This window comes from Corynebacterium lipophiloflavum DSM 44291 (genome assembly GCF_000159635.1).
Classification (GTDB): Bacteria; Actinomycetota; Actinomycetes; order Mycobacteriales; family Mycobacteriaceae; genus Corynebacterium; species Corynebacterium lipophiloflavum.
Map to the genome: position 1 here is coordinate 161,413 of NZ_GG667192.1, position 19,049 is coordinate 180,461.

The 19,049-nt window shown below is 66.4% G+C and carries 17 protein-coding genes and 1 pseudogene; 14 read left to right on the plus strand and 4 right to left on the minus strand.

All coding sequences use genetic code 11. The features are described 5' to 3' along the window. Both HMPREF0298_RS12410 and HMPREF0298_RS03950 read right to left on the minus strand, forming a co-directional pair. A pseudogene (locus tag HMPREF0298_RS12410) lies at positions 1–222 on the minus strand (acyl-CoA thioester hydrolase/BAAT C-terminal domain-containing protein); the annotation flags it as partial. Positions 223–337: 115 nt separating this feature from the next. Next, complete coding sequence (locus HMPREF0298_RS03950) at positions 338–2,230, minus strand: ABC transporter ATP-binding protein (protein WP_006839815.1); 1,893 nt, start codon at positions 2,228–2,230, stop codon at positions 338–340. A gap of 70 nt (positions 2,231–2,300) precedes the next feature. Here HMPREF0298_RS03950 and HMPREF0298_RS03955 point away from each other — a divergent pair, with 70 nt between their 5' ends. Next, positions 2,301–2,849, plus strand: a complete 549-nt coding sequence (locus HMPREF0298_RS03955) for a hypothetical protein (protein WP_006839816.1) — start codon at positions 2,301–2,303, stop codon at positions 2,847–2,849. Here HMPREF0298_RS03955 and HMPREF0298_RS03960 read toward each other — a convergent pair. Then, the gene (locus tag HMPREF0298_RS03960; protein WP_006839817.1) at positions 2,846–4,111 is read right to left on the minus strand and encodes a carboxylesterase family protein; all 1,266 of its coding nucleotides are present in this window, start codon (positions 4,109–4,111) and stop codon (positions 2,846–2,848) included. The two genes, HMPREF0298_RS03955 and HMPREF0298_RS03960, sit on opposite strands and share 4 nt — an antisense overlap. Positions 4,112–4,158: 47 nt before the next feature. Between HMPREF0298_RS03960 and HMPREF0298_RS03965 the strand changes: the two genes are divergently transcribed. The 3 genes from HMPREF0298_RS03965 to HMPREF0298_RS12415 are packed head-to-tail and all read left to right on the plus strand — an operon-like array spanning position 4,159 to position 6,439. Continuing rightward, complete coding sequence (locus HMPREF0298_RS03965) at positions 4,159–6,156, plus strand: M3 family metallopeptidase (RefSeq protein WP_006839818.1); 1,998 nt, start codon at positions 4,159–4,161, stop codon at positions 6,154–6,156. Then, complete coding sequence (locus HMPREF0298_RS12140; RefSeq protein WP_006839819.1) at positions 6,149–6,292, plus strand: hypothetical protein; 144 nt, start codon at positions 6,149–6,151, stop codon at positions 6,290–6,292. The genes HMPREF0298_RS03965 and HMPREF0298_RS12140 overlap by 8 nt, the downstream gene beginning before the upstream one ends. 6 nt (positions 6,293–6,298) lie before the next feature. Continuing rightward, positions 6,299–6,439 carry a hypothetical protein gene (locus HMPREF0298_RS12415; protein WP_006839820.1) on the plus strand — a complete coding sequence of 47 codons (141 nt, stop codon included), beginning with the start codon at positions 6,299–6,301 and terminating at the stop codon, positions 6,437–6,439. Positions 6,440–6,442: 3 nt separating this feature from the next. Here the strand turns inward: HMPREF0298_RS12415 and malQ are convergent, their stop codons facing one another. Then, positions 6,443–8,578: a 4-alpha-glucanotransferase gene (gene malQ / locus HMPREF0298_RS03975; protein WP_040422479.1), complete on the minus strand. Its 2,136-nt coding sequence runs from the start codon at positions 8,576–8,578 to the stop codon at positions 6,443–6,445. 70 nt (positions 8,579–8,648) lie between these two features. Here malQ and HMPREF0298_RS03980 point away from each other — a divergent pair, with 70 nt between their 5' ends. The 10 genes from HMPREF0298_RS03980 to pdxY all read left to right on the plus strand — a co-directional run bounded on the left by HMPREF0298_RS03980 (position 8,649) and on the right by pdxY (position 19,031). Beyond that, positions 8,649–10,466: an AMP-dependent synthetase/ligase gene (locus HMPREF0298_RS03980; RefSeq protein ID WP_006839822.1), complete on the plus strand. Its 1,818-nt coding sequence runs from the start codon at positions 8,649–8,651 to the stop codon at positions 10,464–10,466. 96 nt (positions 10,467–10,562) lie between these two features. Then, a complete protein-coding gene (locus HMPREF0298_RS03985) occupies positions 10,563–11,231 on the plus strand; it encodes a hypothetical protein (RefSeq protein ID WP_006839823.1) in 669 nt (222 codons plus the stop codon). A gap of 3 nt (positions 11,232–11,234) precedes the next feature. Further along, the gene (hemW, locus tag HMPREF0298_RS03990) at positions 11,235–12,338 is read left to right on the plus strand and encodes a radical SAM family heme chaperone HemW (protein ID WP_006839824.1); all 1,104 of its coding nucleotides are present in this window, start codon (positions 11,235–11,237) and stop codon (positions 12,336–12,338) included. Positions 12,339–12,359: 21 nt separating this feature from the next. Beyond that, on the plus strand, positions 12,360–13,379 hold the full coding sequence (hrcA, locus tag HMPREF0298_RS03995) for a heat-inducible transcriptional repressor HrcA (protein WP_006839825.1): 1,020 nt from the start codon (positions 12,360–12,362) through the stop codon (positions 13,377–13,379). 29 nt (positions 13,380–13,408) lie between these two features. Then, positions 13,409–14,542, plus strand: a complete 1,134-nt coding sequence (gene dnaJ, locus HMPREF0298_RS04000) for a molecular chaperone DnaJ (RefSeq protein ID WP_006839826.1) — start codon at positions 13,409–13,411, stop codon at positions 14,540–14,542. Next, entirely contained in the window at positions 14,539–15,243 is a 705-nt protein-coding gene (locus tag HMPREF0298_RS04005; RefSeq protein ID WP_006839827.1) for a 16S rRNA (uracil(1498)-N(3))-methyltransferase, read from the plus strand. The genes dnaJ and HMPREF0298_RS04005 overlap by 4 nt, the downstream gene beginning before the upstream one ends. An 11-nt stretch (positions 15,244–15,254) precedes the next feature. Further along, positions 15,255–16,262 (plus strand): PhoH family protein, encoded by a 1,008-nt coding sequence (locus HMPREF0298_RS04010; protein ID WP_006839828.1) that lies wholly within the window; start codon positions 15,255–15,257, stop codon positions 16,260–16,262. After that, positions 16,259–16,822, plus strand: a complete 564-nt coding sequence (gene ybeY, locus HMPREF0298_RS04015) for an rRNA maturation RNase YbeY (RefSeq protein WP_006839829.1) — start codon at positions 16,259–16,261, stop codon at positions 16,820–16,822. The genes HMPREF0298_RS04010 and ybeY overlap by 4 nt, the downstream gene beginning before the upstream one ends. Positions 16,823–16,827: 5 nt before the next feature. After that, the gene (locus tag HMPREF0298_RS04020; RefSeq protein ID WP_006839830.1) at positions 16,828–18,147 is read left to right on the plus strand and encodes a hemolysin family protein; all 1,320 of its coding nucleotides are present in this window, start codon (positions 16,828–16,830) and stop codon (positions 18,145–18,147) included. A gap of 32 nt (positions 18,148–18,179) precedes the next feature. Then, positions 18,180–19,031, plus strand: coding sequence for a pyridoxal kinase PdxY (pdxY, locus tag HMPREF0298_RS04025; RefSeq protein ID WP_006839831.1), 852 nt, complete (start codon positions 18,180–18,182; stop codon positions 19,029–19,031). Positions 19,032–19,049 lie beyond the last annotated feature (18 nt).

Here is a 19,049-nt window from a genome sequence, read left to right on the forward strand (position 1 = left end):
CTGCCCGAAGAAGTACAGCGCTAACACGTTGTGGCCGGCCTCCTGCAGCTCAAGCGCTTGCCACGGGTTCTCCGACCCCTCGGACCCGCCGAAAACAATTACGGTGCCCGGCCGAGCCTCGCCCTGGCCGGCTAACCGGTACCCACGCAGGTAGTCACCCTCGACGGGGTTGACCCCGGGGCCGGCTAGCAGGTCCTTGGCGGAAGTCTTAACTTCCGGCACAGCGTAATATCGGGAGGTGAACAATCGCACACCAACGATCACAAGAATCAGAACCAGGACAACCGCAACAACCGCTTCGAGTATTCTCAACCACCTGCGCGAGGTCACCATAGGCTTAAGTCAAAGGGTTTTCCTCGGTATTCTCTTCCTGATCGTCGCCTTCGACCTTGAACCCGAAACGCTTCAAACGCTCCCGGTCCGCCGCGCTCGACGACGCCGTCAACGCCAGCAGCTCCGAGTAGATCCCGCCGGAGGTGGCCAGCTGCGCGGGCGAACCGATCTCGTCGATGCGGCCGTCGACAAGCGTGATGATGGTGTCCACGTCCGCAATCGTCGACAGGCGGTGGGCGATCATGATGGTGGTGCGGTCCTTCATCAGCTCGTCGAGTCCCGCCTGGACGGCGCGCTCTGATTTCGTGTCGAGCGCGGAGGTCGCCTCGTCGAGGATGAGCACGGGGGCGTCTTTGAGCATTGCGCGCGCGACGGCGACGCGCTGCTTCTGCCCGCCGGACAGGCGCAGGCCGCGCTCGCCGATGATTGTGTCGTAGCCGTCCTTGAACCCGGTGATGAATCCGTGGGCACCGGCGCGCTTGGCCACCGCGACGATTTCGTCAAAGGTGGCGTCCGGCTTGCCGTAGGCGATGTTGTCGCGCACGCTGCCCGAGAACAGCGCGGGCTCCTGGAACACCACGCCTGTCGAGGCCCGCAGGGTCTCCACGCCGAGCGCAGCGATGTCGCGCCCGCACAGCGTCATCGTGCCCTGCTGGATGGGATACAGCCCGAGTAGCAGGTTGACCAGCGTGGACTTGCCGCCGCCGGATTCGCCGACCAGCGCGATCTTCTCGCCGCGGCGGGCGCTAAAGGTGATGTCGGACAGCACGGGCTCTCCCGGGCTGTAGGCGAAGCTGACGTTGTCGAAGGCGATCGTCGGTTCCGCCGGCGGCAGCGGAGCGTGGGCGACCTCGCGCACGCGCGGGACGTTGGAGGCGCTGGTGGCGGCGACGATGTCTTTGTTGGCGGTGGGCTCCACGGCCTCGTCCATCACTTTGAAGTAGTCGCGCGAGCCGGCGACGGCGCGCTGCGCGGAGTCGACGACCCAGCTCATCATGGATACCGGCTGGCGCGCCATGGTGACCATCTGCACGAGCATGACCATATCGCCGATGGTGAAGTGGCCGCCCAGGGTGCGCTCGAAAAGGATGAGGTAGATGCCCAAGAAGATCAGGTTCATCGCGATGCCGCGCACGGCGTCCATGCTGTGCCACCACCGCGACTGCGGCCGGGTCAGATCGACGGTGTTGCCGTAGTGGGTGGCGAACTTGTTCAGTTCGCGGGTCTCCGCGAGGAAGGACTTTGTCACCTTGACCTGGCCGACGACCTCGGCGAAACGGCCGTTGCCCTCGTCGATCTCGGCGTTTTTCGCCTTCTCCCACTTCTGCCAGCGTGTCGACGTCAGCGCGGTGAGCCACACGTAGAGCGGGAACAGTGCGGCGAGCAGGACAGTCAGAGGCCAGTAGTAGGTCGCGGTAATCACTAAAATCGCCGCGACCTGCAGCAGCATCGGCAAGAAACTGTTGGCGAAGGACTGGATGAACATGGTTATGTTCGCAATGGAGCGATCCAGCCGGGCGATGATCGTGCCGGTGACCTGGCTGTCGAAGTAACCCTGAGGCAGTGACAGCAGCTTGGCAAAGTAGCGGGTGGACAGTATCTGGCGGATGCGCGCAACCATGACGTCGCCGATGTAGCCGCTGACGTTGCGCAGCACCCACGCCGCCGCCTCCGCGAGAAACAGCGCTATGGCCAGCCAGACCAGCGTCCGGGGCACGCTCTCGGTGACGCCGCCGGCGCCGAGGGTGTCCACGATGGTGTCGGTGGCGCGTTTCAGGATGAACGGCGCGACGAGCCCCAGCCCCGCCACGAGCGAGGAAAGGACGACAACGAGAAGGTAGAACGGCCACAACGCGGACGCGCTGCGCAGGACGCGAAAGAAAGGTTGCACGGTCATTGAATGCTACCGGGGTTGTAGAGTAGTGGGGAATTTACGAGAAATCTTCCCCACCCAAGGAGACGTCCCCATGACCTCTAGGTCCGCCCGTTTCGCCGCCGTCGCGCTCGCCTGCGTGTTGCCTCTGTCCGCGTGCGGCGGGACCGCTGAGGAGGGCGCCGCGGGAACCGAAACCCCGCTGAGTGTCACCACCCCGACGGCACCGCCGCAGGAGGATTTCCGGGTCGAAGAGGTGGATAATCTTGTCTCCGACGAGTTGACTGGCGAGCCCGTGGACGACCCCGCGATGGAGCTCTCATACAAGTGGCAGGGCGCGTCAAGCGCCCCGAACGGCGGGTCCGTGCTGGTAGTTGCCGTGACCAACAAGTCGGAGGTGCCGATGCCGGCGGACGCGCTGAAGCAGCCGACGCTAAGCTACACCACCGGCGGCAACAACAAGGAAGACGCGGCGCCGCTAAACGCCGAGGAGTCCGGCGTGGACATCATCGGCCTCGACGAGCCGCTGCGCGCCGGCGCGACCGTCAACGCCAAGTACGCCTTCGATGTCGCCCCGGGCAGGCTGTGGGACGCCGACTTCACCATCGGCAACGTCACCTTCTCCGGAAACCTCAACGGCTAGGTAACAAACGCCTCGCGCACATAGTCCAGCGGGTCGCGGACGAGTTCGGCTTTGCGGCAGGAAAAGTCGGTGCGCAGCACGGTGCGGCCCGGTTGATAGGGCGGCCAGCCCGGATCCCCCGTCGCGCAGTAGCGCGCCATCGCCGCGTTCAATCCCGCACTCGGCGCGTACGGGCCTTGCGCGAACAGGGAGGGCAGCTCGTCGCAGTGGTGGGCGGGCGCGCCCGATTCGCTAATAAACTCCGCCTGCCACACGCGCCCCGGCGCGCCTTCGGCGACGCGGTCCACGAAGCGCCGGATGAGCGAGTCCGACAGGAAGCGGCCCATCAGGTGCTGCGGGTCGATGGCGCGGCACGCCTCGAGGTAGGCACTGGCTGCGCCGGGCGCGAGCCCCATGAACCGCCCCATCGTGCTCACGGTCGCCGCGCCGAGGCCCATCGCGTCGGTCCACGCGCCGGAGCGGTAGAACTCGTCGCGGGTGGAGGTGACAACGATGTCGACATCGGCGAGCTCGGCCGGGTCGAGCGGGCCGGGTCCGAGCGCGAGGTCGGTGATGTGCGCGGTGCGGAAGCGCCGGTAGCCGCGCGCGAGCCGGCGCGGGTCGGCGGCGCCCAGCGCACTGCGGGTTAGGGGCATGCTTAGCGACGCCCGCAGCGACGCCTTGCGCTGCGCGAACGTTCGCCGCGGAAACGCGGGGGACAGGGCCACCGCCCGGCGAAACGCGCCGCGGTAGTGATCGCACCGGGCGAGCCACAACACCAGGTTCGCCCCCGCCGATTGCCCCACTAGCGTGATGTTGGTCGGGTCGCCGCCGAAGGCCTCGATGTTTCGCTGCACCCACTCGAGCCCGAGCTGGCAGTCGTGGGCGGCCCGGAAGTGGGCCGGGTCGTCGTCGGGGAATTGCACGAGCCCGGCGAGGTCGAGGCGGTAGCCGAGGCGCACCTGGATCACACCCTGGGACGCGAAGGCGCTCGCGCCGGTGTCCGGGTCGGCGTGGCTGCCCGTTTCGAAGCGCCCGCCGTGGATCCACACCATGACGGGCAGGTCGTCGGAGTCGGTTGCGGCCGCCGGGGTGGTGATCGACAGGGCGGTTTTCTCGGGGCGCGCGGTGGTGGCGTCGATAAGCAGGCCCCGGGCGGCGGGCATCGCGTCGTTGAATGGGGCGCTGATGTGGGAGTACTCGATGGAGTGGAAGTGTCGCGCGGTGCCGTCGCTCACGCCGACAACCGTGCCGGCCGGGCAGGTGACCTCCGCGGTATTCATGGGGGTGAGTTTAACTTAAGCCGGCGGGCTGGGCGGGCGCGTCTAGGATGGCGCCCATGAACCCGTTGCTGCGAGAGTCCACTTTGCCCTACAACCTGCCCGATTTCGCGGCGATTTCGCTCGAGCACGTCGAACCCGCCTTCGAGGAGGCCGTGGCCCGCCACGCCCGCGAGATCGCGGAGATCTCGATGCGAAAGGACCCGACGTGGGAGAACACGGTCGAGGCGTTCGAGCGCTCGGGTGCGGACCTAGACCGGGTCGCCGCCTGGTTTTTCAACCTGCAGGGGACTGACAGCACCGAGGAGTTCGACGCGGTCGCGGATCGCATCGTGCCGAAGCTGTCGGCCCACATGGACTCGATCTACCAAAACGACCAGCTGTTTGCGCGCCTTAAGGATGTTGATGTGCCGCAGGACGAGGAATCGCGCCGCCTGCACGACATCCTGCTGCGCCGCTTCACCCGCCGCGGCGCGGGTTTGGACGCCGCCGGCAAGTCACGGCTGCTCGAGATCAACCAGCGCCTCAGCCAGCTCTCCGAAGAGTTCGGCCGCAACCTGCTCGCCGACACCCGTGAGCTCGCAGTCTCCCTGCCCGAGGCAGAGCTGGGCGGCTTGAGTGAGCAGCAGAAGGACGCCTATCGCGACGGCGATGGCTACACCATCACCCTGGAGTTGCCGACCACCCAGTCTTTGCAGTCGGAGCTGACATCGCCTGCGGCGCGGCGTGCGCTTTTTGACGCCTCCCGGGCCCGCGGCGCAACCTCCAACGCCCCGCTGGTTGCCGAGTCAGCTCGCCTGCGTCTCGAGCGCGCGCGGTTGCTGGGCTACGACACCCACGCCGACTTCGTCATCGCCGAGGAAACTGCGCAAACGGCCTCGGCCGCACGCCAGCTCATTGCCGACCTCGCCCCGGCCGCCGCCGCGAACGCCGAGGCCGAGCGCAAGCTGGCGGCCGAGCTCGCGGGCCAGGATCTCGACGGCGCCGATTGGCCCTACTTCCAGGCGCGGCGCCGCGAGGAGGAGCTCGAGCTGAACGAGGCGCAGCTGCGTGACTACTTCCCGCTCGAGCAGGTGCTTGTCGACGGCGTCTTCTACGCGGCGAAGCTTCTGTACGGCATCACCGTGACCAAGCGCGGGGACCTGCGCGGTTACCGCGATGATGTCGAGGTGTGGGAGGTGCGAGATGCCCCCGAGCGCGGCGGGGACGGGCTCGGCCTGCTGCTGACGGACTACGCTGCGCGGCCGTCGAAACGCGGCGGCGCCTGGATGAGCTCGTTCGTCGACCAGTCGCACCTGACCGGCAAGAAGGCCGTGGTGGTCAACGTGATGTCGCTGGCCTCGCGGCGCTTGAGCATCGACGAGGTCACCACCGTCTTCCACGAGTTCGGCCACGCCCTGCACGGCCTGCTGTCCAACGTGCGGTACCCGTCGCTGTCCGGCACCAACGTGCCCCGCGACTGGGTCGAGTTTCCCTCACAGATCAACGAAAACTATGCGTTCGCGCCCGAGATCGTGCGCAACTACGCCCGCCACGTTGAAACCGGGGAGGTCATCCCCGAGCAGCTGCTCGAGGCGGTCCGCGCCTCCCGGCAGTTCGGGCAGGGCTTTGACACCTCCGAGTACCTCGCCGCGGCCGCGATCGATCTCGCGTGGCACTCGATCGGTGACGCCGCCGAGGTGCCGCAGGGCACCGCCGAGGACATCGCGGAGTTCGAACGCGGCGTGCTCGAAAGCTACCGCCTCGATGTCGAGGGTCTCGAGCCGCGCTACCGCTCGACCTGGTTCAACCACATCTTCGCCGGCGGTTACTCTGCGGGCTACTACTCCTACCTGTGGGCCGAGGCGCTCGACGCCGACGGCTTCGGCCTCGTCGCCGAGGAGGGCATTAACCGCGCGACGGGGGAGAAGTTCCGCGACGCGGTCCTGTCGCGCGGCGCGGCGCGCGACTACGCCGAGGCCTACCGGGCGTTTCGCGGCCGCGACAAGGACACCCGGCCCCTGCTTCAACGTCGCGGTCTCGAGGGCACGGGGGTGCGCGGTGTTTGATCTGTTTCATCTTTCACCGTGGCTGCAGCTTCCCATCGTGCTGGTCGTCGTGCTGCCGCTGGCAGGCGTGGCGGCGGCGGTGATCCTGCGGGTGGTTGATTGGTTGGCTACGCCGCGTGAGAGGCAAGTAAGCTAGCCCATTATGGCTAACCCCGAAGAACTGCGCAGGCAGGACGCCCAACTTCCGAAGGCGCGCCGAAAATACCCCCAGTCGCGCGTCACTCAGGTGCTGTATGTCATGCTCGCGCTCGTGGTGATTGCCGCGATCGTGGGGCTGGTGTAGGCGCTAGCCCCTTTTCGACGCCTCGGCGACGCGCTTGAACAACGCATTGGTGGGAAGGTCGTCGATGAGCACGGCCGTGCCCGAGGCGTCGCACAGCGGGATGCACCAGTTGGAGTACTGCTCCGCGTTGGTGCCGGGCTGGTTCTGGATGCGCACATCGCCCACCATGTCCACCAGGTTGGTACAGGTCAGGGCCGAGGGGGTGGAGGCGGCGAAGCGGTTGAGCCCGACGAGCAAGTCCTCGACATCGCCGAACTCGGACGGTGTCAACCCGGCGAACCCGCGATCGGCCAAGTCGGTGCCCTCGAATGCGCCCGCCTCGCGCACGACGTCGAGGACCGCGCCCATCCACACTGCGTCGGCGGCGTTGAGCTCATCGAGGGTTTCGTCGACGAGTCCGAGTTCGACGCGCAACTCGTTGTGGGCGCCCTTCAGGTAGCCGGCGGTCGGGGGCAGATCATGTGTGCCCACGGAAGTCAGGCACAGGTTGCGGTACTGGGCAGCTCGCTTCGGCGAGCCCTCGGGCGCGGAGGATTCGAACCACAGCACCGAGGTGCCCAAGATCCCCTTGTCGCGTAGCGCGTCTTGGACCCAGGGCTCGAAGGTGCCCAAGTCCTCGCCGACGACGATCGCACCGGCGCGCTGGGCTTCGAGCGCGAGCACCCCGACCATGGCCTCGTGGTCGTAGTTCATGTAGACGCCCTCGGCGGGGTTGCCTGTGCGGGGGATCCAGAACAGGCGGAACAGGCCGAGGATGTGGTCGACGCGCACGCCGCCGGAGTGGCGCAGCACGGTGCGCAGCAGGTCGCGCCACGGCTTGTAACCCGCCTCGGCCAGGGCGTTGGGATCCCACGGCGGCTGGGACCAGTCCTGGCCCTGCTGCGAGTACTGGTCCGGTGGGGCGCCAACCGAGGCGTCCTGGACAAGAACGTCGCTCAGCGTGGTGGCATCGGCACCGCCGGGGTGGACGCCGACGGCGAGGTCAGTGATGATGCCGATGTCCATCCCGGCGTCTACTGCCCGCTGCTGCGCGGCGCGGCGCTGCTCGTCGGCGATGAACTGCATCCACATGTAAAAGCGCACCGTCTCCTCGTCGACTTCCGCGCCGCGCCCGGCATGGCGGCCGGGGGCGGCGACCTGAGCGGCGCACCACCGTGCAAACTCGACGAGCCCTTCGCCTTCGTCTGCGATGAACGCCGCAAAGGCTTCCCGGCGACGGGCGTCCTGCTCGGCAACGTAGAACAGTTCCCGCAAAGCGGCGAGCTTGACGGCGAAGATGTCGTTGCGGTTGATCGGCTCCGCGGAGGAGTTCGATTCCTTCAGCGGCGCCGCAGCCGCAGTTATGTCATCGCGGATGTCCGCGTCCACCGAGCCCCATTCCGCCACGTCCTCCACGGCGATGTAGATGGGGTTGATGAAGCGCCGCGAGGTGGGCAGGTACGGCGAATCTTCCAGGGACGGTTCCGGCTCGGCGGCGTGGACCGGGTTGATCAGCAGGTAATCCGCACCTTCGGCACCCACAACCTCGGCGAGCAGCCCGAGGTCGCCTAAGTCGCCGATGCCCCAGGAACGCTTCGAGCGCGCGGAGTACAGCTGCGCCATCACTCCCCAGGTTGGGTTGGCGATGAAGCGCTGGTTTGTCTCGAGGGTGTTGGGCACGACGATGAGGGTGCAGGTCGCCTCCACGTTGTCGGACTCCAGGTTCAGCTCGTGCCAGCCGACGGGAAGGTCGCCGGGAACGTGGAAGGTGGCTTCCCCCCACGTGGTCCCGTCAGTGGCGGTGTAGGGCGCGGTCCAGTTCTCATCCTGGTAGGCATCGCGGCTGGAGCCGTCCTCGAGCCGGATCCAGCAGTGGGCGGGATGGCCGTCGTGCACGTGGGCGTTGAAATGCTTTTCGCTTCCCGCCGTGGCCACGATGCACGCGGGCAGCGGCCGAGTGGCTTCGCTCTCCCGCTTGGCTTCGAGGAAAAACTGCAGCTCCTCGGCGCCGGGAGAGTCGCTAAGTGCCACCCCGAGGGCGCGGAGCAGCTGTACGTAAGAGGAAGCAGGGGGCTCGGTGATCAGACCGTTCGATGCCCGGTAGTGAGATCCGAGCCCGTAGGCGGTAGCAAGGGCCATGAGGTGGTCTGAGTACGTCACATCAAGCAATTGTGCCAAAAGTCACCCGGCATCGTCACCGGAGTGACACGAAAGGGTAGTGTTGTCGACTATGACTAGTGACACGTTTACCGTTGAACCTGATTTCACCATCCAGCCAGAAGAGAATGTCGTCAGCGACGTTATTAAGCTGAGCGAGTCTCGCTCGGAGATCGTCCTGTTCCACCGGCCGAACGGTTCGGGATGGGTTGATATCACAGCCCATGACTTCATCGCCGACGCGTACGCGCTGGCAAAGGGGTTGATCGCCAACGGTATTGAGCCGGGGGACCGCGTTGTGGTCCTTTCCGAGTCACGTTACGAATGGACCCTGGCCGACTTTGCCATCCTCACCGCAGGTGCGGTAACCGTGCCGATCTATCCGTCGAGCTCCGAGCACCAGATCGAGTGGATTCTCGAGGATTCCGGTGCGAAGCTCGTTTTCGCCGAGACTGCCGCGCACGCCAAAGCGGTGAACGATGTCCTTGCCGCCTCAGGCAAGGAGGGTGTGCGCGTCGTGGAATTCGAGTCCGAAGGCATCGAGGAGATCACCTCGGACGGCACAGATGTGGAGCAGTCGCTTGTCGACGAACGAGTTGCCAACATCACCCACGACAGCCTCGCATCCATCGTGTACACCTCGGGTACGACTGGGCGCCCCAAGGGAGTCAACCTGACTCACATCAACTGGTACCACGAAGCTCGTGGTCTGCTGTCGAGTAAGCTTGTTACCTCGCTTGGTGACCCTGTGGGCAAGCACGCCGTGGTATTCCTGCCGCTGGCCCACGTCCTGCAGCGTGCCGTGACCTTTGCACTCATGATCGCGGGGGCGACTCAGTCCCACTGGGGCGATACCTCAACCATCACCAAGGAATTCCAGCGCTCCAAGCCCGCCCTGGTGCTCGGAGTGCCGCGCGTGTTTGAGAAAGTCCGCGCGGGGGCTTACAACCAGGCGGCCGACAGTTCCGACGTGGCGAAGCGAATCTTCCTGGCTGCAGAAAAGACGGCCGTGGAGTATTCCAAGGCGCTGGATACTACCAAGGGCCCCGGCTTGCTGCTTAAAGCAAAAGCCACGTTGTTTGACAAGCTCGTCTACTCCAAGGTGAAGGCAGCGATGGGCGGGCAGGTGCGGGTCGCGATCTCCGGCGGCTCGGCGATCGGCGCCGACCTGTTGCACTTCTTCCGTGGCATGGGGATCACCATTTACGAAGGTTACGGTCTGACCGAAACGACTGCCGCCGCCTCAGTGAACGAGCCCGGCCAGATGCGCATCGGCACCGTCGGTCGCCCGGTGGCGGGCTTTAAGGCGCGTGTGACCGAGGAAGGCGAAATTCAGTTCAGCGGTGACGGTGTATCGAAGTCGTATTGGAATAACCCCGAGGCCACCGAGGCGTCCATGAAGGACGGCTGGTTCTCCACCGGAGACCTCGGCGAGATTGACGACGACGGCTTCATCCGCATCACGGGACGTAAGAAGGATCTCATCGTCACCGCTGGAGGCAAGAATGTTTCCCCGGGCCCGCTCGAAGAGGCCCTTACCCAGAACGAGCTGATCGCGAATGCCATCGTGGTCGGCGATGGCAGGCCGTTCGTCGGCTTGCTGGTCACCATCGACGAGGCTGAGCTGAAGCGGTGGAAGGCGAAAAACGGCATCGACGAGAACGCTCCGCTCAGCGAGCTGAAGAACAACGACAAGTTGATCGCAGCCGTGCAGTCCGCCGTGGACACGGCGAACAAGACCGTGTCCAAGGCGGAGGGAATCAGGAAGTTCCGCATCCTCGAGCGCGACCTGCGCGAGGAAGAGGACGAGATCACCCCGACGATGAAGATCAAGCGCAACGTCGTCGTCAAGCGCTTCGCCGACGAGATCGAAGCGCTCTACCAACGCTAAGTCTCGGCGCGCCGCGCGGATTCTCACCGCGCGGGCGCTACCATTTCCCCAGCGAATCGTCACATGTTGCAAAGGTAGATTGAAGGGGGATGGATCGTGCAGAAAACCGCCGCGGTGCTGCGCCATCGTGAGCTGACCCAGGAAATCTACAACATCGGTGACGAGGTCGCGGAGTATATCGAGCACATCGCGGAATCGATTGCCGATTACGACGGCGAGCTCACTGACGACTGCCTCGCAGAGTTCTCGGAAATCATCGATGACGCCCGCCAGGACGCGCGCCGCGTCGTCGGCGAGCTGATCGGGTTGCGGCAAGCGCTGACCTCGGGGATGCGCGCCGGCTTGCTTTCCGCCTCGGCGTCCGCCGAGGAGCGCATCCCTGAACCGGAGTTCCTCGACGCGATCGGCCTGGAAGACCTCTACCCGCTTACCGCGCCGTTTTCGGTGCGCACGATGAACGACGCGCTGACCGGCCGTACCGAGCTGACTGTGCAGCACCTGACCGAAATCGTCAGCTTCACCCTCGAGCAAACCGACATGGTCGCCCGCGAACTCGGTGCGGTGAGTCTGCCGCACCTCTATGCCCGCGTCGGTGAGCTCGTCGAGGCTGCTGTCGAAGGGTGGATGGAAACCGTCTGCGTCGACCACCCCGCGTTCACGCGCACGATGCGCGGTTCGAACCCGCCGACGTTTTTGGCGGAGCGCGCGCGGATTGACGCGATCGTGGCCAAGGTCGCCGCGAAGCGCTCACGCCGGGGTGCCTAGATCTTGTTCGGCCTGTACATCCACGTGCCGTTCTGCGCGACCCGCTGTGGCTACTGCGATTTCAACACCTACACGCCCACCGAGGTCGAAACCTCGCACGAAACGTACCTGCGGGCGCTGGAAACCGAGTTGGCGAAGGCAGATACTTCCCCCGCGGACACCGTGTTCATCGGCGGCGGCACGCCCTCGCTGCTCGGGGCGGCGGGGTTGGGTCGCATCATGGAGATGGTGCACACCCACGTCGGCCTGAAACCTGGCGCGGAGGTGACCACGGAGTCGAACCCGGAGTCCACCAGCCCGGAGTATTTCGAGGGCCTGCTTGAAGCCGGGTTCACCCGGGTGTCGCTGGGGATGCAGTCCGCCTCGACACCTGTTCTCAAGGTGCTCGACCGCATGCACACCCCGGGTCGCGCCGTCGCGGCGGTGAAAGAGGCGCTGGACGCCGGGTTCGAGCACGTCAACCTCGACATGATTTACGGCACCCCGACGGAAACGGATGACGATGTGCGGGCAACCCTTGATGCGGTGCTCTCAACGGGCGTCGACCACGTCAGCGCGTACTCGCTGATCGTCGAGGACGGCACCGCGATGGCTCGGAAGGTCCGTCGCGGGGAGCTGCCGGCACCGAGCGAGGACGTCTACGCCGACCGCTACGAGATCATCTCGAGCACCCTCGAGGACGCCGGCTTCGGCTGGTACGAGGTGTCCAACTGGGCGCGTGAAGGCGGGCAGTGCCGACACAACCTCCTGTACTGGCGCGGGGGGCAGTGGTGGGGAGCTGGCCCCGGCGCCCACAGCTTCATCGGCTCCACGAGATTCCACAACGTCAAGCGCCCAGAGCGCTACAGCGAGCTGCTCGCCGGCGGATCGCTGCCTATCGCGGATCAGGAATCTTTGACCGCGCAGGAGCAACACTTCGAGGCGATCATGCTGGGATTGCGGCTGAAGGAGGGAATCCCGCGTGAGTGGATAGACGAGAGCGCGTGGGGGGTCGTCGACAAGCATGCTCGCGCAGGTCTGCTCTCCGTGGGGGAGCGGGTCGCGGTCACGGACGCGGGGCGCCTGCTTGCCGACGGCATCATCACCGACATTCTGGCGGCGGAATAGCGCGCGGGTAAGGTGGTGGGCATGAGTGTGGCAGAAGATCGCAGACAGGCGGTGCTTCGCGCCATCGTGGCCGACTACATCGCCCTGCAGGAGCCGGTGGGATCGAAGTCGCTCGTGCAGCGGCACAACCTGAGCGTTTCCTCCGCGACGATCCGCAACGACATGTCGGTGCTGGAAAAGGAGGGCTTCATCGCCCAGCAGCACTCCAGTTCGGGCCGTGTGCCCACGGAAAAGGGATACCGCGCCTTCGTTGACGCACTCCACGGGGTCAAGCCGCTCTCGGCGCCGGAGCGCCGCGCGATCCTGGACTTTTTGGAAAACGGCACCGACCTGGAAGACGTGCTGCGCCGCTCGGTGCAGCTGCTCGCGCAGATCACCAACCAGGCAGCCGTGGTGCAGCTGCCCACCCTCGAGGTGTCGCGGGTGAAGCACTGCGAGGTCGTGGCGTTGGCGCCGACGCGATTGCTCCTGGTGGTCATCACCGACTCGGGCCGGGTGGACCAGCGCAACGTCGAGCTCGCCACCGCGCTCGCCGACGAGGACGTGCGCCTGCTCCGCGACGCCCTCAACACCGTGCTGGTCGGGGCCACGATGTCGGAGGCCTCGACGTCGCTGGCGAAGCTGGCGGAGCTCGCCGACGCGCGGATTGCGGACGCCGTCGAGCGCGCCACCGCGGTGCTCATCGAAACGCTCGTGGACACCCCGAGCGACCGGCTGCTCATCGCTGGTGCCGCCAACCTCACCCACGTCTCCGCCTCCGGGAGCGATTTACACAGCGTCATCGCCGCGCTCGAGGAGCAGGTTGTGGTGCTCAAGCTGCTCGCCGGTGCCCAGGAGCTCGAGCGCGTCAGCGTGCGCATCGGCCGCGAAAACGAGGACGAGGAATTTTCCCGCGCCTCGATTGTTACAACTGCATACGGCACCGGGGAAGCCCTCGGCGGTCTAGGGGTGGTGGGTCCCACCTACATGGACTACCCCGGTACGATTCAAAAGGTTGCCACGGTGGCCCGCTACATTAGCCGGATCCTGCGTGGAGAATAGAAGCTTTTTAGAAAGGCGTATCTGAGACAGTGGCTCGTGACTATTACGGGATCCTCGGCGTCGACCGCGAGGCGACCGAGCAGGAGATCAAGAGGGCGTACCGCAAGCTGGCGCGCAAGTACCACCCGGATGTCAACCCGTCCGAGGAGGCCGCGGAGAAGTTCCGCGAGATCTCCATGGCGCAGGAGGTGTTGCTCGATCCCTCCAAGCGCCGCATCGTCGACCGCGGTGGCGACCCGATGGAGCAAGGCGCCGCCGGGCCGGGCGGGGCAGGCGGGTTCGGTGGCTTCGGCGATATTTTCGAGGCCTTCTTCGGCGGCGCGGGCCAGGGCCGTGAGCCGCGCTCGCGCGTGCAGCCCGGCAATGACGCCCTGCTGCGCACCGCCATTACGCTTGACGACGCCTTCACCGGTGTGAAGAAGGAAGTCACCGTCGACACCGCCGTCTTGTGCGACGTCTGCACCGGCACCGGTTCCGAATCGAAGTCGAAGCCGGTGACCTGCGACCACTGCCACGGCACTGGCTCGGTTGAGGAGGTCCAGCAGTCCTTCCTCGGCAACATCATGACCACCCGCGACTGCCCCAAGTGCCGCGGCTTCGGCGAGCTGATCAAGGATCCCTGCCGCCAGTGCGCGGGAGATGGCCGGGTGCGCTCGCGCCGCGATCTGACCGTGAACATCCCGGCCGGCATTGCCGACGGCATGCGGATCCGCATGGCGGGCCAGGGCGAGGTCGGCCACGGCGGCGGGCCCGCCGGCGACCTGTACGTTGAGGTTCACACTCAGCCGCACCCAGTCTTCGCGCGCGAGGGCGACAACCTGCATCTGCGCGTGACGGTGCCGATGTACGAGGCGGCCCTGGGCACCTCGGTTACGGTGGATACTCTCGGCGGAGGCGAGGCCTCGATTGAGGTGCCGGCAGGCACCCAGCCGAACGAGCGCGTCGTGCTCAGCGGAGCCGGCATGCCGCGGTTGCGCAGCCAGGAGGCCGGCGACATGATCGCCCACATTGATGTGGTCGTGCCCACGGAGCTTCGCCCCGAGGAGCGCGAGGCGCTGGAGAGCCTGCGCGACGGCCACGCCCACTCCGCGACAGTGACCAGCGAGGACGCGGGCCACAGCGAGTCCTTCCTCGGCCGGATGCGCGGCCGCTTCCGCCGATGAGCCTGCCCTACTTCATCGCCCCGGAACCCGCGCGCGGCGAGCTCGACGGGGCGGAGGGCCGCCACGCGGTGACGGTCAAGCGCATCGGCGTCGGCGAGCGCATCATGCTTGTCGACGGCGCCGGCACCGCCGCCGAGATCGCCGTCGCCGAGATCCGCGGCAAGGACTATTTGCGCGGCGAGGTGCTCGCGCTCACGCAGGTGCCGCAGCCCACCCCGCGCATCACCGTGGTCCAGGCCATCCCGAAGGCGGAGCGCGCCGAACTCGCCGTCGACCTGGCTGTCCAAGGCGGCGCCGACGCCATCGTGCCGTGGCTTTCAAACCGCACCATCGCGCGCTGGCCCGCTGACAAGCAAGGCAAACAGGTGGCCAAGTGGCAGGCGGTGGCGCGCGAGGCAGCCAAGCAGTCGCGCCGGGCGTGGGTGCCTCAGGTGGCGGAGCCTGTGACGACGAACCAGTTGCGTGAGTTGGTCGTCGGCAAGCAGGCGCTCGTTTTGCACGAGGATGCGGTGGCCCCGATTTCGGGCGTCGAGTTTGCGGACGAGGTCTTTCTCATCGTCGGACCGGAGGGCGGCATCGGGCCGGAGGAGCTCGAGGCCCTCGGCGCGGACGCCGTCAAGCTTGGCCCGGAGGTGTTGCGCACCGCCTCGGCGGCGTTCGCGGCGCTGTGCGCGATCGGCGCGGTGACCGAGCGCTGGTAGGGTTTCACATTATGGAAGAACTGGTTACGCGCAAGGTCGAGCTTGACTCGGCCTACGCCCAGGCGGTGCTCGGTATCAACGACGACAACCTGCGGGTGCTTAACCAGCAGCTCGGCGCGGACATTCACGCGCGCGGCACCACGGTGACGCTACGCGGTCCTGTGACCGCGGTGGCGCACGCGACCCGCGTGCTCGACGAGCTCGAGTCGATGGCGCGCCGCGGGGTGCCCGTCGGGCCCGACACGGTGGTGCACGCGACGCGCATCATGGAGACGGAGGCGCCGGAATCGGTGGCCGATATCCTCGGCGCCGAGATCGTGGCGCGCCGCGGCAAGGTGATCCGCCCGAAAACTGCGGGCCAGCGCCGCTACGTTGATGCGATCGATGAGAACACGATCACCTTCGGCATCGGGCCGGCGGGCTCGGGCAAAACCTATTTGGCGGTGGCGAAGGCGGTGCAGGCGCTGCAGGCCAAACAGGTCAAGCGCATCATTTTGACCCGCCCGGCCGTCGAAGCCGGTGAAAAGCTCGGCTTCTTGCCCGGCACCCTCAACGACAAGATCGACCCCTACCTGCGCCCGCTGTACGACGCCCTGCGCGACATGCTTGACCCCGAGATGATCCCGAAGCTGCTCGACGCCGGAATCATCGAGGTCGCCCCGCTGGCCTACATGCGCGGGCGCACGCTGAACGACGCCTTCGTCATCCTCGATGAGGCCCAAAACACCACCGCAAGCCAGATGAAGATGTTTCTCACCCGCCTCGGGTTCGGCTCGAAGATGGTCGTCACCGGCGACGTTTCGCAGGTGGATCTGCCCAGCGGAACCGTTTCCGGCCTGCGCGTGGCGCGCCGCATCCTCGGCGGCATCGACGACATCTACATCGAGGAGCTCGGCGCCGAGGACGTCGTGCGCCACCACCTGATTTCGCGAATCGTCGAGGCCTACGATCGCCACGACGCCACCAACGCGGCGCGCTACGAGAAGAAGCAGGCGGAGCGAGAAAGGGCGATCCCGTGAGCATCGAGGTGCTGAACGAATCCGGCGAGGGCGACGTCAACGAGGAGATGCTCGTTGACGTCTCCTCCTTCGCGCTGGCCGCCATGGACGTCCACCCGGACACCGAGGTGACCGTCACGCTCGTGGACGAGCCCACAATGGCCGACCTCCACGTGCGCTGGATGGACCTGGAGGGTCCCACCGACGTGATGAGCTTTCCCATGGACGAGCTCACCCCCGGCGGCGGGCGCCCGGATGCGGCGCAGCCCGGCCCGGCGATGCTCGGGGACATTATTTTGTGCCCGGCGTTTGATCGTCGCCAAGCGGAGATCGCGGGCCACGACCTCGGCCACGAGCTGGCGCTGCTGACCGTGCACGGCGTGCTGCACCTGCTCGGCTACGACCACGTCGCGCCCGAGGACGAGCGCGAGATGTTCTCGCTGCAAAACGAGATCCTCGCGGACTGGTACGACGACATGATCTCGCGCGGGGTGCAGTACCAGCCGAAGCCCAGCGGGGCCCAGGCGTTTCCCTCCGCCGCCGACCGCGATGACCTCGACCGCCGGATGAAGGGGCAGTAGCGCTCGTGGAATTCACCTTCAGTTACGCGGTGGTCGCGCTCGCGGCGCTGCTCGCCTCCGGTCTGCTCGGCTCCGTCGAATCCGCGCTCGCGCCGATTTCGCGCGCGCGGGTGGAAAGCATGCTCAAGGACGACGTGCCCGGTTCCCGGGCGCTGATGCGGGTCGTCGATTCGCGCGCGAACCAGGTCAACATGCTGGTCATGGTGCGCACGGTGCTGGAAGTCACCGCCGCCGTGTTCGCCGCGATGTTTACTCTCGACCTGTTCGGAACCGTCTCCTGGGCGATCGCTGTCGCGGTGGCCGGTGTGACGCTGCTGCAGTTCGGCATCATCGGCGTGTTCGCCCGCACGGCGGGGCGGCGCAACCCGTACTCGATCTCGCTGCGCGCCGCCCAGTGGCTCGTCGCATTCAACGTGGTCCTGGGCCCGGTCGCCCGGCTACTGATCTGGATTGGCAACCTCTTCCACCCGGGCCGCGACTTCCGCGAGGGCCCCTACGCCACCGAGATCGAGCTGCGCGAGATGGTGGACATCGCCCAAGAGCGCGGGGTGGTGGAATCTACCGAGCACCGCATGATTCAAAACATCTTCGATCTGGCCTCCACCTACGCCAAACAGGTCATGGTGCCGCGCCCGGAGATGATCTGGATCGAGTCCGAGAAGACCGTGGGCCAGGCCACGCGCTTGATGGTGCGCTCGGGCCACTCGCGCGTGCCTGCGATCGGGGAAAACGTCGACGACATCGTGGGCGTGGTCTACCTCAAGGACATGTTCACCCCGGATGGCCGCCCCCTGGATCCTTCGACCTCGATCGCCTCGGTGATGCGTGAACCGCTGTTCATCCCGGAATCGAAGCCGCTCGACGTGCTGCTCCAGGAAATGCAGCAGCGCGGCACGCACATCGCGATGCTTGTCGACGAGTACGGCGGCGTCGCCGGCCTGTTGACCATGGAGGACCTGCTCGAGGAAATCGTCGGCGAGATCACCGACGAGTACGACGATGCGGAGATGGCACCGATCGAGCCGCTCGGGGGGTTGCAGTACCGCGCGCAGGCGCGCCTGCCCCTCGACGACCTGGTGGATTACCTGCAGGACAACGTCGGCTACGAGCTGTCCTTCGACGACGAGGTCGTCGATGCGGTGGACACGGTAGCCGGCCTCTTCTCCTACGAGCTCGGCCGTGTGCCCCTCCCCGGCTCCTCGGTGGAGGTCTCCGAACTGCGCTTCACCGCCGAGGGTGGGCGCGATCGCCGCGGCCGCATCAAGGTGCGCAGCGTGCTCATCGAGCTGCCGGACGTGGTCGACGAGTACCAGTCCGCTCAGTAACTGCCCGCGGGCATGGTGCACAATAGGGTACTATGAACATCCTTTCCATCCAGTCGGCCGTCGCGTACGGCCACGTCGGCAACTCGGCGGCAGTCTTCCCGCTGCAGCGCATCGGGCACGAGGTGTGGCCTGTCTACACCGTCAATTTCTCCAACCACACCGGCTACGGCGCGTGGCGGGGACCGATGATTCCGGCCGCGGACGTCGCTGACGTGATCACCGGCATCGAGGAACGCGGGGCGCTGGCACGGGTTGACGCGGTGCTGTCCGGCTACCAGGGCGGGGACGACATCGCGGGTGTGATTGTCGACGCCGTCGCTCGCGTCAAGGAGCTCAACCCGCAGGCCGTCTACGCCTGCGACCCGGTGATGGGTAACGCGAAATCGGGATGCTTCGTCGCCGACACCATCCCGCCGCTGTTGCGCGACCGCGTGGTGCCGGTTGCCGACATCATCACACCGAACCAATTCGAGCTCGGGTACTTGACCGGCCGGGAGGCGACGGATCTTGAATCGACGTTGGATGCGGTTGCCGCGGCGCGCGAGATGGGTCCGCGGACCGTGCTCGTGACTTCGGTTGAGCGCCCGGAGGCGGATCCCGAGAACTTCCTCGAAATGATTGTGGTTGATGACAAGGGATCGTGGATCGTGCGCACGCCACGGTTGCCGTTCAAACGCAACGGTTCGGGCGATGTGGCCTCTGCGCTGTTCACAGGCCACTACATTCGCAGCGGTGATGCGGCCGATGCGTTGGCGCGCACGGCGTCGTCGGTGTTTGATGTGTTGTCGGCGACCTACGAGGCGGGGGCCGGGGAGCTGTTGCTGGTGGAAGCGCAAGATGCGTACGTCCAGCCGCGGATGCAGTTCGAGGTGGAGGCGCTGTAAATGCGCGCAGCCCGCGGC

What these genes read in the sequence shown, in the direction of transcription:
- HMPREF0298_RS03950 (WP_006839815.1), bottom strand. Translation starts at nt 2,230, where the DNA reads ATGACCGTGCAACCTTTCTTTCGCGTCCTGCGCAGCGCGTCCGCGTTG.
- HMPREF0298_RS03955 (WP_006839816.1), top strand. Translation starts at nt 2,301, where the DNA reads ATGACCTCTAGGTCCGCCCGTTTCGCCGCCGTCGCGCTCGCCTGCGTG.
- HMPREF0298_RS03960 (WP_006839817.1), bottom strand. Translation starts at nt 4,111, where the DNA reads ATGAATACCGCGGAGGTCACCTGCCCGGCCGGCACGGTTGTCGGCGTG.
- HMPREF0298_RS03965 (WP_006839818.1), top strand. Translation starts at nt 4,159, where the DNA reads ATGGCGCCCATGAACCCGTTGCTGCGAGAGTCCACTTTGCCCTACAAC.
- HMPREF0298_RS12415 (WP_006839820.1), top strand. Translation starts at nt 6,299, where the DNA reads ATGGCTAACCCCGAAGAACTGCGCAGGCAGGACGCCCAACTTCCGAAG.
- HMPREF0298_RS03980 (WP_006839822.1), top strand. Translation starts at nt 8,649, where the DNA reads ATGACTAGTGACACGTTTACCGTTGAACCTGATTTCACCATCCAGCCA.
- hrcA (WP_006839825.1), top strand. Translation starts at nt 12,360, where the DNA reads ATGAGTGTGGCAGAAGATCGCAGACAGGCGGTGCTTCGCGCCATCGTG.
- HMPREF0298_RS04005 (WP_006839827.1), top strand. Translation starts at nt 14,539, where the DNA reads ATGAGCCTGCCCTACTTCATCGCCCCGGAACCCGCGCGCGGCGAGCTC.
- HMPREF0298_RS04010 (WP_006839828.1), top strand. Translation starts at nt 15,255, where the DNA reads ATGGAAGAACTGGTTACGCGCAAGGTCGAGCTTGACTCGGCCTACGCC.
- pdxY (WP_006839831.1), top strand. Translation starts at nt 18,180, where the DNA reads ATGAACATCCTTTCCATCCAGTCGGCCGTCGCGTACGGCCACGTCGGC.